At 38.8% G+C, this 13,606-nt stretch carries 12 protein-coding genes; 9 read left to right on the forward strand and 3 right to left on the reverse strand.

Annotation, left to right across the window (positions count from 1 at the left end):
* Positions 1 to 92: 92 nt before the first annotated feature.
* From A0F92_RS07050 to A0F92_RS07090, 9 genes are all read left to right on the forward strand, one after another.
* Entirely contained in the window at positions 93 to 1,748 is a 1,656-nt protein-coding gene (locus tag A0F92_RS07050) for an amidase (protein ID WP_068243442.1), read from the forward strand.
* A gap of 316 nt (positions 1,749 to 2,064) precedes the next feature.
* Positions 2,065 to 2,508 carry a 50S ribosomal protein L13 gene (gene rplM / locus A0F92_RS07055; RefSeq protein ID WP_068243444.1) on the forward strand — a complete coding sequence of 148 codons (444 nt, stop codon included), beginning with the start codon at positions 2,065 to 2,067 and terminating at the stop codon, positions 2,506 to 2,508.
* Between the two features lie 28 nt (positions 2,509 to 2,536).
* Positions 2,537 to 2,926, forward strand: coding sequence for a 30S ribosomal protein S9 (rpsI, locus tag A0F92_RS07060; RefSeq protein WP_068243446.1), 390 nt, complete (start codon positions 2,537 to 2,539; stop codon positions 2,924 to 2,926).
* A gap of 51 nt (positions 2,927 to 2,977) precedes the next feature.
* Positions 2,978 to 3,859, forward strand: a complete 882-nt coding sequence (gene rpsB, locus A0F92_RS07065; RefSeq protein WP_068243447.1) for a 30S ribosomal protein S2 — start codon at positions 2,978 to 2,980, stop codon at positions 3,857 to 3,859.
* A gap of 193 nt (positions 3,860 to 4,052) precedes the next feature.
* Positions 4,053 to 4,895, forward strand: coding sequence for a translation elongation factor Ts (gene tsf, locus A0F92_RS07070; protein WP_068243448.1), 843 nt, complete (start codon positions 4,053 to 4,055; stop codon positions 4,893 to 4,895).
* A 110-nt stretch (positions 4,896 to 5,005) separates the two neighbouring features.
* Positions 5,006 to 5,722 carry a UMP kinase gene (pyrH, locus tag A0F92_RS07075; RefSeq protein WP_068243449.1) on the forward strand — a complete coding sequence of 239 codons (717 nt, stop codon included), beginning with the start codon at positions 5,006 to 5,008 and terminating at the stop codon, positions 5,720 to 5,722.
* A 62-nt stretch (positions 5,723 to 5,784) separates the two neighbouring features.
* Entirely contained in the window at positions 5,785 to 7,095 is a 1,311-nt protein-coding gene (locus A0F92_RS07080; protein ID WP_068243457.1) for a TolC family protein, read from the forward strand.
* Between the two features lie 33 nt (positions 7,096 to 7,128).
* A complete protein-coding gene (locus A0F92_RS07085; RefSeq protein ID WP_068243460.1) occupies positions 7,129 to 8,271 on the forward strand; it encodes a methionine aminotransferase in 1,143 nt (380 codons plus the stop codon).
* 70 nt (positions 8,272 to 8,341) lie between these two features.
* Positions 8,342 to 9,319, forward strand: coding sequence for a fatty acid desaturase family protein (locus A0F92_RS07090; protein WP_068243462.1), 978 nt, complete (start codon positions 8,342 to 8,344; stop codon positions 9,317 to 9,319).
* Positions 9,320 to 9,351: 32 nt separating this feature from the next.
* Here A0F92_RS07090 and lpxD read toward each other — a convergent pair whose 3' ends face one another.
* From lpxD to A0F92_RS07105, 3 genes are all read right to left on the reverse strand, one after another.
* Positions 9,352 to 10,374, reverse strand: coding sequence for a UDP-3-O-(3-hydroxymyristoyl)glucosamine N-acyltransferase (gene lpxD, locus A0F92_RS07095; protein WP_068243465.1), 1,023 nt, complete (start codon positions 10,372 to 10,374; stop codon positions 9,352 to 9,354).
* A 188-nt stretch (positions 10,375 to 10,562) separates the two neighbouring features.
* Positions 10,563 to 12,950, reverse strand: coding sequence for a glycoside hydrolase family 3 C-terminal domain-containing protein (locus A0F92_RS07100; RefSeq protein WP_068243468.1), 2,388 nt, complete (start codon positions 12,948 to 12,950; stop codon positions 10,563 to 10,565).
* A gap of 68 nt (positions 12,951 to 13,018) precedes the next feature.
* Positions 13,019 to 13,582 carry a Crp/Fnr family transcriptional regulator gene (locus A0F92_RS07105; protein WP_068243471.1) on the reverse strand — a complete coding sequence of 188 codons (564 nt, stop codon included), beginning with the start codon at positions 13,580 to 13,582 and terminating at the stop codon, positions 13,019 to 13,021.
* Positions 13,583 to 13,606: the final 24 nt, after the last annotated feature.

Raw genomic sequence — 13,606 nt, forward strand, 5'->3', positions numbered from 1 at the left:
TTGTGTTCACAAGTGAAATGGGCAGTACATGATAGTTTAATACCCATTGCTGTATTTTTTCGCATCATTCATTCTAACCAAAACACTTAAACATGAGAACAATCACCATTTTATGCTTTTTCGCCTTACCCTTATTTCTTCAGGCACAAAAAGATACCATACCCACTGCACAAATTCGCATGGTTGCCGGCTTAGCTGATCTTTCTTTTACCCAACAGGAATTAGATTCCATGCAAGAGGGTATAACGCAATTTTATCACACTTATCAATCGTTACACCGCCAATCACTGCCTAACGATGTGCCCATGAGCTTGTGGCAAAGCCCGGTAGTAGCCGGCATGCATTTTTCTAATCAACAATTACCTATTCATTGGAAAATGCCTAAAACAGTGGTATTACCCACCCATTTAAACGAATTAGCATTTTACTCCATACCTCAATTGGCTTATTTAATTCAACACAAAAAAATTACTTCAGTAGCACTAACAAAGTTTTTCATTCAACGCATCAAACAATTTGGTGACACGCTGCAATGTGTGATTACACTAACTGAAGATTTGGCCCTGCAACAGGCCAGACAGGCCGATGCTGAAATATCCGCCGGCAAATACAAAGGCATGTTACATGGCATACCCTATGGATTGAAAGATTTATTTGCTGTAAAAGGCTATAAAACTACCTGGGGCGCAGCACCCTACAAAAACCAAACCATTGATGAAAATGCTTTTGTATATGAACAATTACGTAAAGCGGGTGCCGTTTTAGTAGCTAAATTTACTTTAGGGGCCTTGGCCATGGGCGATTATTGGTTTGGCGGACGCACCAAAAATCCATGGGATTTAACAAGAGGGTCATCCGGTTCTTCGGCAGGTCCAGCAGCCGCTACTGCAGCAGGATTGGTACCTTTTGCCATTGGCACAGAAACCTGGGGAAGTATTGTTTCGCCTTCATCCACATGTGGCGTTACCGGTTTACGCCCCACATTTGGCAGTATTAGCAGAACAGGCGCTATGACGCTTAGCTGGAGTTTAGATAAAATTGGCCCCATTTGCCGCTCTGCAAATGATGCGGCTATTGTATTTAATGCCATTCATGGTACCGATGGAATAGATGAATCGGCTGTAAACCGCCCATTTAATTACACGCCTAATAAACCCATACAAGCTTATAAAATAGCGTATGCCAAAAACTATTTCGATAAAATAACCGATACCTCCAGAAATGAATGGAAAGTGTTACAAACATTTAAAAAAATGGGGGTTCAATTAATTCCCGTTAATTTTCCCGACAGTGGGGTTTACAATGTCAATAGCATGAGTATTGTAATTGGTGCTGAGTGTGCCGCTGCTTTTGATGCATTTACTCGCAGTAATTTAGATGATGAAATGACCCGGCAAAGCCGTTACGACTGGCCCAACCAGTTTAGAGAAGCCAGGTTAATACCCGCCGTAGAATACATCAATGCCAATCGGCACCGTTACTTGCTGATGCAAAAAGTAAATGCATTGCTGCAACAATACGATGCGGTTATTTGTCCCACCCATGGTAGTGGCAACCAGTTGGCCATTACCAACTTAACGGGCAATCCGGTAGTTTGTGTTCCCACGGGTTTTGATAAAAGGTTTCATTTACCCACCAGCATTACTTTTATTGGTAATTTATACGATGAAGGCGCACTGTTGCGCATTGCAGAAGCTTATCAGCAGGCAACACCTTGGAACAAAACCTATCCTAAGCTATTTCAATAAAGATGAATAAGTTTTAAACACTCCGGCAGCTTTTCATAGCTGCTTTTTTTATGCCATCATTCATAGGAAATTACTTTTCATTGTACAATCAAAACAAAAAAGCAAGATAAAAAGCACCCAAAAAAGGCAGTTTTATAACACGATGAAAATTTTTAATCAAAAATTTTATTGAAAATCAATGAGTTATGAAAGTACTATCAAAAAAAGATCGTCAAGACACTAAAAATTCAACAATAGAACACCTACCTTTGCCATCCCAAAAAAATGGGACATTCACCGGGGGGATAGCCCCGGTATCATTTAAACAAACCATATTATGAGTCATCTTCATTTCACTACCAAGCATGCAAACGCGGCTACCGTTAAGCACAACTGGTATGTTGTAGACGGTACTAATCAAACCGTAGGGCGCCTTGCTTCAAAAATTGCCGCTGTGTTAAGAGGCAAAAACAAAGCGTATTATACACCGCATGTAGACTGTGGCGATTATGTTATTATCATCAATGCCGATAAAGTTGTTTTAACCGGCAACAAAATGGATGATAAAATGTACATTAACTTCTCAGGTTATCCCGGCGGTAAAAAAGAAGAAGCAGCAAAAGATTTATTAAAACGCAGACCTGAAGTGCTTTTAGAAAGAGCCATTAAAGGCATGCTACCTAAAAATCGCCTCGGCCGCAAAATGTTCAATAAATTGTTTGTTTATGCCGGCAATGAGCATCCGCACAGTGCACAACAACCCAAAGAATTAAAATTTTAATCTAATTTCTAACATCAATTCCAAATAAATGGAAAAGCAAAAAAACGCAGTTGGTCGCCGTAAAGAAGCCGTAACCCGGGTTTTTATTAGTAAGGGTGAAGGTAAAATTACCGTGAACAACAAAGATTATAAAGAATATTTTCCGTTGGTTTACTTACAAAACCAGGTAGAAGCCCCTTTAAAAACTGCTGAGGTAATTACAAAATTTGATGTAGTAATCAATGCACAAGGTGGTGGTTTAAAAGGCCAGGCTGAAGCAGCAAAATTAGGCATAGCCCGTGCTTTATTAGAAGTAAACCCCGAGTTTAGGCCTGTATTAAAAGCCGCCGGATACTTAAAACGCGATCCCCGCAGTGTTGAACGTAAGAAATTTGGTCATAAAAAAGCCCGTAAGAGCTACCAGTTCAGCAAACGTTAACCTGTATTGGATTACGCAAACCCTATCATTCAAACTATTTATACAAACACAATGGAAAATAATACTTCACTACAGCAGCAGTTGTTAGAAGCCGGTGTGCATTTTGGCCATTTAAAAAAGAAATGGAATCCTAAAATGTTGCCTTATATCTATGCAGAAAAAAAAGGGATTCACATTATTGACCTGAACAAAACAGTAGACCATCTTCAGGAAACAGCCGCCGCTATGAAGCAAATTGCCAAGAACGGTAAAAAAATCATGTTCGTGGCTACCAAAAAGCAGGCTAAAGAAATTGTGGCTGAATGCGCAAAACGCGTAAACATGCCTTTTGCTACTGAACGTTGGTTAGGTGGTATGCTCACTAACTTTAACACTGTTCGTAAAAGCGTTAAAAAAATGCAGAGCATTGAAAAAATGCTGAACGATGGTAGTGCCGACAGTCTAACCAAAAAAGAGCGCCTTACCCTTAGCCGCGATAAAGAAAAAATGGAAAAAGTATTAGGCGGGATTGCCCAAATGAGCAGACTGCCCGCAGCTTTATTCTTAGTAGATATTGGCGTAGAACACATTGCTTTAGCAGAAGCCAAACGCTTAGGCATTACCACTTTTGGTATGGTAGATACCAATTGTGATCCTAATAAAGTTGATTTCCCTATTCCTGCCAATGATGATGCCACTAAATCAATTGCCATCATTACCAATTATTTAACCGCTGCTATTGCAGAAGGTTTGGCAGAACGTCAGGCAAATAAAGAAGAAGAAGATACCAACGATGATGCAAACGAATTAGAAGCAAAAGCCCGCAGACTGGAAGCTGAAGCACAAAGCGAAGCCGCACGTACCCGTAAAGGTGGCCGTGGTGCCGAACCCGGTGCCGGCGCTCCCAAACGTAGAGTGCCCAATAGCCGCAGACCAGCAGGCGGAGGCCGATAAAACATATTTACAACGGGCCTGAAACGCTACTATATTTTGGGCCCGGCTGTATCTTTTTATTTCAACTGCCGTTGCGTCGCACACTGCAACACCTGTACTTTCTTCAACATTTCATAACCTGTAAACAACACAGCGTTTATAAAAGTATAGGTAGCTTTGCAACAATTTTTTTAATGACTAAATAATTTTACAAATGAGTACATCCGTTTCTATAACCGCAGCCGATATTAATAAATTGCGTCAGGCAACCGGCGCAGGTATGATGGACTGCCGTAAAGCCCTCACCGAAACCAATGGCGATTTTGAAGCAGCTATTGACTGGTTACGCAAACAAGGACAAAAAGTTGCTGCCAAACGCAGCGATCGTGAAGCAAAAGAAGGCGTAATTATTGCAAAAACCACTGCCGATAATACCACTGGTTTTATTGTATGCATTAGTTGCGAAACCGATTTCGTATCCAAAAATGCCGACTTTGTGGCTTTTGCACAATCTATTGCCGATGCAGCTGTAGCCAACAATGTAAAAAGTGCAGATGAATTAAATGAAGTAACCGTAAATGGTGCTAAAGTAGCCGATTTAATTAATGATAAACTAGCCGCGATTGGCGAAAAAATAGGCATCCAAAAATTTGAAAGAATTGAAGCCCCTTATGTAGCCTCTTATATACACGGTGCCAACCGTATGGGTGTGTTGGTTGGTTTAAATAAACCTGCTGCAGAAGCCGGTAAAGACCTGGCTATGCAAATTGCCGCCATGAACCCCGTAGCTGTCGATGCTAATTCCGTTCCTGCCGATGTGGTAGAAAGAGAAAGAGCTATTGTTACCGAACAAATTGCCGCCGACCCAAAAATGGCCGGTAAACCCGCTGAAATGATTGCTAAAATTGCAGATGGCAAATTAAATGCCTTCTTTAAAGAGCAAACTTTATTAGCACAAGCCTTTGTAAAAGATGGTAGCAAAAGCGTAGGCGATTACCTGAAATCGGTAGATGCTGATTTAAAAGTAGTTTCTTTTAAGCGTATTGCATTGGGATAATATAATTTATTATAACTATATTTTAAAGGGAACCCACAAGGTTCCCTTTATTCATTTTGAAACTTCTGCAAAAAATCAGGTTATTTGCAGTATAATCAACTCTTTTAATTATGCTGCCTAAATACAAACGCATTTTACTGAAGCTATCCGGAGAAGCCCTTGTTGGTGATGTAAAAAATGGTGATCCCTTCGATCCAAAAATCATTGAACAATATGCACAAGACATTAAATTAGTAACCAACCTTGGTGTTCAGGTAGCCATTGTAATTGGAGGCGGCAATATTTACAGAGGCATGAATGAAGCTGAAAGTGGTATTGAAAGAGCACACGGCGATTATATGGGCATGCTGGCAACTGTAATCAATGCAATGGCCATGCAGGCAATGCTGGAAAAAATTGGCGTATACACCCGTTTACAAAGCGCTATTAATATGGAGCAGGTGGCCGAACCCTATATCCGCAGAAAAGCATTGCGTCATTTAGAAAAAGGTAGGGTAGTTATTTTTGGTGCCGGCACAGGCAACCCTTATTTCACTACCGATACTGCAGGTTCATTAAGAGCCATTGAAATGAAAGCAGATGTTATTTTGAAAGGTACAAGGGTAGATGGTATTTACAACGCCGATCCCGAAAAAGAACCCAATGCCAAAAGATTTGAAAATATCAGCTTTCAGGAATGTATTAACCAAAACCTGAAAGTAATGGACATGACAGCTTTTACACTCTGCATGGAAAATAAATTACCCATTATTGTTTTTGATATGAATAAACCGGGTAACCTGCTTAAAGTAGTAGAAGGAATGAATGTAGGAACACTGGTACAGTAACCCTTCATCCGCTCATAAAATTTATTTGATACAACATAGCTCCATAGCTAATTTCATGGTTTATGAGAAAAGCAATTTTATCAGGTGCTGTTATGCTCTGCTGCATGCTGCAAGCAACAGCCCAACGCTCAATTTCTGTAAACGAGGCTGTGAACCTTGCACTTCAACATAATTTTAATATTCAAATTGCTAAGAGCAATATTGCGATAGCCACGCTGAATAACAATATAGGCGTGGCAGGGGGTTTACCAACCGTAACAGGTACTGCCACCAATCAGGAAAGTATTGTAAACATCAATCAAAAAATCAACAGTGTAACCGGCGATAGAGATTTAACCCGCAATGGCGCCATCAGTAATAATTTAAATGCCGGCATTGCAGGTACTATGGTGTTGTATAATGGTTACAGAGTAATTACTACAAAAAAACAATTAGAAATGATTCAGGCACAAAGCGAATCTTTTTTTAATTCGCAGGTACAAAATACGATTGCGGTAGTAATGACAAAATATTTTGATGTAATTCGGCAGCGCAGCTATATGAAAACTTTGGAACAAAGTATTGAAGTTTCAAAGAAACAATTAGAAATAATAGCAGTAAAACGCAAAATTGGCTTTGCCAATGATGCCGATTATTTTCAGGCTGAAATTGATTTACATAGTAAAGAGCAAGACCTTCAATCGCAAAAAATTATACTGGAACAAGGCAGAGCTGATTTGTTTAATCTACTCAGCATGCCCGCAGATTCTTCTGCAATATTTACTGATTCTATTACTATTGAAAACAATATAAAATTAGAAGAGGTACTGAACAGAATGAACCAAAACCCGGATATTATAGCTGCCGATCAGCAAATCAGCATTAACTCCCTTGCCGAAAAACAAACAGCAGCGCTAAGATATCCTACACTGCGTGTCAATAGCGGGATAAATTATGGTAGAAGCACCAGCAATGGCGGGCAAATTTTATTAAACCAGTCGTATGGCCCTTATGTTGGACTTGGTTTATCCGTACCCATTTATACTGGAAGTATTTTAAAACGGCAACAACAAGCTGCTGCCATCAATACACACATTGCAAGAGTGCAAAAAGATGCCACCATTTTAAATTATCAAACCGATCTCACAAAAACATATCAGATGTATATCCATACATTAGATTTGATTGCCACCCAATACGCCATTAACCGGTTAACCGAACAATTGGTGAATTTAACCCTGCAGCGTTTTAGTTTATCGCAGGCTACTATTTTGGAAGTAAGAGCCGCACAACAAAGTTTTGAAGAAGCAGGTTATAAATTAGTGAATTTAAATTATGCCGCAAAAGCTGCAGAAATTGAATTAAAAAGGGTAGCTGGCATTTTGGCACCTTAAGTTTACTAACTTCCCATTTTATAAAAAAGGGCTATGCACATTGCATCTAAATTACCGCAGGTAGGTACTACCATTTTCACTATAATGAGCCAGTTGGCACAACAACATCACGCCATTAATCTTGGGCAGGGATTTCCTGATTTTATGATGGATGAGGCCTTAATTGATTTGATACAAAAAGCCATGATAGATGGTTGCAATCAGTATACGCATACCAATGGTTTACCTGCTCTACGGAATGCCCTTGCCGAAAAGGTAAAAAAATTGTACAACACCTCCATCCATCCTGAAACACAAATTACCATTACCCCGGGCGGCACCTACGCCATTTACACCGCACTCACTTCGTTTTTATATTCCGGCGATGAAGTGATTGTTTTTGAACCGGCATACGATAGCTATGTTCCCAATATTGTTTTAAATGGCGCTAAACCGGTTTTTATTGCATTACAATATCCCGATTATTCCATTCCCTGGCATGAAGTAGCGCAGAAAATCAATTCCAAAACAAAAGCCATTATCATCAACTCGCCCCATAACCCAACAGGTGCTGTATTAAGTGAGCAGGATATTATGACTTTGAGAACACTGGTAGCCAAGACCAATATAATGATAGTGAGTGATGAGGTATATGAACATTTAATATTTGATGCTATCCCGCACCAAAGCCTGCTCCGTTATCCAGATTTGTTAGAAAGAAGTTTTATCATTTTTTCGTTTGGAAAAACCTATCACTGTACCGGCTGGAAGTTGGGTTACTGCATAGCAGCAGCACCATTGATGCAGGAATTTAGAAAAGTACACCAGTTTAATTGCTTTAGTTGCGATACCCCCAAACAATATGCTTTGGCAACTTATTTACAGGAAGAGGATAAATATGTACAATTGGGTGCGCAAATACAAAAAAAACGCGATTTTTTTAGAACATTAATGCAGCAAACGGGTTTTGTTTGTATTCCTTCACACGGAAGCTATTTTGAATGTTACAGTTATGCTGCATTATCTAATAAGCCCGATACAGAATTTGCAGTTGAATTGGTACAAAAAGCCGGTGTAGCCACCATTCCGGTTTCTGCATTTTATCATCATAAAACCGATGAAAAGGTACTTCGCTTTTGTTTTGCCAAAAAGGAAGAAACACTTCTGGAAGCAGCAGAACGATTGAAACACTTATAAATCCAAAAAAATTTGTGTGAATTAACAGCAATTGTATGTTTTATTTCCATTCTTTTCATACGTTTGTTTAATGCATACTTCCTCCGAAAAGGAATTAATTTTATCCACCAAACCGTTTGCCAAAGAAATTCGCTGGAAGAGTTGGTATTATACACTTTCTACTACAGTTTTATTAATTGCAAGTTTAACAGGTTCTTTTTTACTACCGGGCATCCTAATTAAATTGGCTTTTAGCATTTTCAGTGCTTTACTGCTTTCCCGCATGTTCATTATTTTTCATGATTTTCAGCATCATACTATTTTAAACAAATCGTTTGCTGCCAATATTTTATTTACCATTTTTGGTGCTTACATGATAACACCGCCAAGTATCTGGAAACGTTCGCATGATCACCACCACAACAACAATGCTAAATTGTACAGCGCCAGTATTGGTTCCTATCCGATTATGACCAAACAAAAGTTTTATGCTGCGGATAAAAAAGAGCAAAGTATTTATCTGGCTATCCGGCATCCACTCAATATGTTCTTTTCTTATTTTACTATGTTTATGTTTGGCATGTGTGTTCGGTCGTTTCTCAGTTCAAAGAAAAGACATTGGGATTCTGCCATCGTTTTGCTGATACACTTTGGTATTGCCATTGTTTTATGGGTTCATTTTGGATGGCAAATTTGGTTTTTTGTATTCTTTCTGCCTTTCTTCTTATCACACATGCTGGGTGCATATTTATTTTATGCGCAACATAATTTCCCCGGTGCTACTTACCGTTGCAATACAGAATGGAGTTATGCTGCTGCTGCATTAGAATCTTCCAGCTATATGAAAATGAGTACCTTATGGCAATGGTTTACTGCAAATATTGGCTACCATCATATCCATCACCTCAATTGCAAAATTCCTTTTTACCGCTTACCCGAAGCAATGGCACATATACCTGCCCTACAGCAAGCAACGGTAACCAGTTTGCGTCCTAAAGATATTATTGCCTGCCTTCGTTTAAAAGTTTGGGACCCCAATCTGAATAAAATGGTTCCTTTAGATCGTTAGTGCAAATTGGCTTTAAGAATTAATGCATTTAACTAATCAGTTAGCTTTTTTTCAAGTATAGCTACCCGTTGTGCCAACTGATCTAAATTACGAAAATGGATATAAGCCTTTCTGTATTTATTGGCATCAAAGGCTGGTGAACCCATATAAACTTCGCCGGGCTTGGTAATGCTTTTGGATATGCCTGATTGTGCTGTAATAATTGTATTATCGGCTATTTGCAAATGACCCACAATACCAACCTGTCCGCTAAACATGCAATTTTTACCCACTTTTGTTGATCCCGCAATCACTCCATGTGCTGCGATGTAGGTATTTTCGCCCACTTCTACATTATGGGCAATATGTATTAAATTATCAAACTTTACACCTTTTCTTAATATTGTTGAACCCAGTGTTGCACGGTCAATAGCACAATTAGCGCCAATTTCAACATCATCTTCTATTACTACATTACCAATTTGTGCAATTTTTTTATTGCCTTCATTTTGCGGATCAAATCTAAAACCATCACTCCCAATAACAGTACCGGAGTGAATAATACAATTTTTTCCAATGTGTGTTTCTGAATAAATCTTAACACCCGCAAACAAGGTGGTATTATCGCCAATTACGCAATTATCACCAATATATACCTGCGGATATATTTTAACACCATTGCCTATTCTTGTATTTTCACCAACATAAGCAAATGCACCGGCATAAATTTGCTCACCAATTATTGCCGATGGCTCAATATGTGCATTGGGTGCAATACCGGTTTTATTCAGCTTTATCTGATTGTATAGTTCTAATAATTTTGCAAAAGCAGTTTGTGCATTTTCTACCCTTATTAATGTTGCCGTTACCGGTTCTTTTGCTTCAAAATCTTTATTCACAATTACAATAGAAGCCTTTGTAGTATACAGGTATTGCGTATACAAAGGATTGGCTAAAAAAGATAACGAACCCGGTACGCCTTCTTCTATTCTGGATAAAGTAGATACAGTTACTGTGGCATTACCTTCTATTGTACCCTGAAGCATCTCTGCTATTTGTTGTGCCGAAAATTGCATAATTTATTTTTAATATATTTTAAATGAAATTTGCAGAAATAATTTTAAAGGTAACAGAATTTTGTACGCCTGTTGCAATGAAATGCTAAAGTTTGGAACCCATAAAAAAGGCAACGAAAAACGCTGCCTTTTATTTGTGCAACAGGTTGAAGTTGAATTGCACTTTTGGTTGTTATAGGGGCTACAATTTATTGCATACTTAATTCTGTAATAACCTGCTTTGGAACCAGTAAATGGGTTACATGTTCTGTAATCATTTGTTGTGGCAATAGAAAAGTGGCTGTTTGTAGCATGTTTTCGGACGAATTGCCAATTTTAATGGTATAAGTACCCGCATCGGCAATCCATGCAGATTGCGTGGTTTGAAAAGATGCAATATCGGCAGGTGAAATGATAAATGTTAAGGTTTGCGATTCGCCGGGTTGTAATAATTTTGTTTTAGCAAAGGCTTTTAATTCTTCAGAAGGCTTATCAATATTACTTTTTGGTGCCGTTATATATACCTGAATTACTTCCTTTCCGGCTCTTTTGCCTTTATTAGTAATTGTTACAGAAGCAGTAATATTTTTTTTCATTTCAGTAGTACTGAGGTGAATAGGTTTTGTTGAGAAATGAGTATACGATAATCCATAACCGAAAGGATAAGCCGGTTGTACATGAAATGTATTAAAATAACGGTAACCAACATAAATGCCTTCTTCATACACCACTTCAGCCGGATTACCCATTAAAGAGAACCCTTTGTGCCGGGCAGGTTGCAACGCTTTTCCCGGGAAATTTTTTGCAGAAGGTTCATCCTGATAATTCATGGGAAAAGTAACTGCTAATTTTCCGGAAGGATTTACTTTACCACTAATGATATCTGCAATAGCATTTCCTGCCTCTAAACCAGGTTGCCAGGCCAATAAAATAGCATCCGGCATATTACGCCAACTGGCTGTTTCTATTACACCGCCAATATTTAATACTACAATTACTTTTTTATTTTTTGCATGAAAGGCATCGCAAACCTGGCGAATCATATTTTTTTCGGCATCTGATAAAGTAAAATCATTGTCTACTTTTCTGTCGGCACCTTCTCCTGCATTTCTACCAATGGTAATAATTGCAGCCGCTGCCTTATCGGCTTCAGTTTGCAACAAAGGCAATTCTAAATCCATTTCTTTTACACGAGGTACCAACTCAAAAAAGAAACGGGGTTTGGGTTGTTTAACTTTTTCGGTTGTAATGTAAGTAGTATAAGCATCTATTAAATTTTTATCAATGGCAAAACCGGCATTTAATAATCCCTGTTCTAATGATATAGTGTAGGCTTTATTTACATCACCACTTCCGGTTCCTCCGGCAATAATATCATAGGATGTATTGCCAAACAAAGCCACTTGTTTTTGAGTGGTATTCGTCAATGGTAATGCGTTGTTATTGTTTTGTAACAGCACCATACCTTCAGCAGCAGCTTTTCTGGATAGTGCCGCATCGGCTTTCAAATCAGGCTGATTGGTGTAGGCAAATTTTTTATAAGTAGGCGATTCTAAAATTAAATCAACCACTCTTGCTGCATTTCGGTTAATAATTTTTTCATCCAAAATTCCAACTTTTACTGCTTTTAAAATAGCGTTGTATTGCATAATAGTCCCGGGCATCAATAAATCATTGCCGGCTTTCATTTGCGCTACAGCATCTTTCCCGCCAAACCAATCGGTCATTACCAAGCCTTTAAAACCCCATTCATCGCGTAAAATGCCGGTTAATAAATCAGGGCTTTCTGAAGCATAGGTTCCATTAATTAAATTATAAGATGACATTACTGTCCAAGGTTTAGATTCTTTCACTGCAATTTCAAATCCTTTTAAATAAATTTCACGCAATGCCCTTTCACTCACAATGGTATTTACGCTGTTTCTATTGGTTTCCTGATTATTGGCAACAAAATGTTTAATAGAGGTGCCTACTCCGTTTTGTTGAATTCCGTTTACAAATGCTGCTGCAATATGTCCTGAAACAAATGGGTCTTCAGAATAATATTCAAAATTTCTACCACCCAATGGATTGCGTTGTATATTCATAGCAGGTGCCAGTAACACATCAATACCGTATTCTTTCACTTCCTTCCCAAAAGCCTTGCCCACTTGTTGTACCAATGCTGTATCCCAAGATGAGGCCAGCAAAGTTCCCACCGGCCATGCGGTGGCATAATAAGTTTTGTTAGGATGATTGGATCTGAATGGATTGATGCGTACGCCGGCCGGACCATCCGACAGGGTTAATGAAGGCAACCCAAGACTTTCAATGGCATGTGTTCTGCCCGCAGCACCCGGAACTTTTTCGGGAATAGAAGCATCTTTTGGTAGCGATGGTGGTAATTGAAATCCGGCAATTTCATGTTTTCCGGTATCGGTTTTTTTATCTGATGCTGCAGTTGGGCCTGGCAATCGCATACCCATTCCTACCAACAATTCAACTTTTTGTTCCAAGGTCATCCGTGCTATTAACTCATTGGCTTTACCCGATTGGGCATATAGCGTTGGTGTGCTGCATAGTACAGCAAGGGCAGGCAATAGTGTAGAAAGTTTCATGATTAAAAATTAATGAAACATAAAGTTCATACGAATGTGAACACCTTTCATTGATAATTATCAAAAAACTAACGATGCGCCCTAATACGGCTCAGTGTTTCCTGCGTAATACCTAAGAATGAAGCGATATAAGATAATGGTACCCTCTGCAAAATAGTAGGATGCTCATCGGCCAAACGCCGGTAACGATGTAAGGCGGTTTCAAATTGTATGGCATCCATTCTTTGCTGAGAAGAAATCAATGAGCGGGTTAACAATTTACGCAGCCATCGTTCCACATCATGGTATTCGTCGCACAAACGCATCAAATCATCATGATGTATACCTAAGATAACAGATGGCTCAATGGTATGGATATTCAGTTTGCTGGGTGTACGTTTAAAAAAACTGGTAATAGAAAGAAAAAAAGTATCATCCATGGCCAGCCATTCGGTAATTTCTTTGCCATGTTTAAAATAATAAATACGGGCCAAACCGGAAGATACAAAATAAATATAATCTGAAACAATGCCTTCTTTTAGCAGTAAATAATCTTTGGGCAATTTCCATTGTTGCCATTGTTGTAAAAAAGCCTGTAAACTATCTTCAGAAAAATAGCCGGTTGCAGAAATTTTTTGGGTCAAACGGTCCATAGTACATACCAACTTTGTGCCAAC

It is taken from the genome of Hydrotalea flava (genome assembly GCF_001623405.1).
GTDB classification, from domain to species: domain Bacteria; phylum Bacteroidota; class Bacteroidia; order Chitinophagales; family Chitinophagaceae; genus Hydrotalea; species Hydrotalea flava.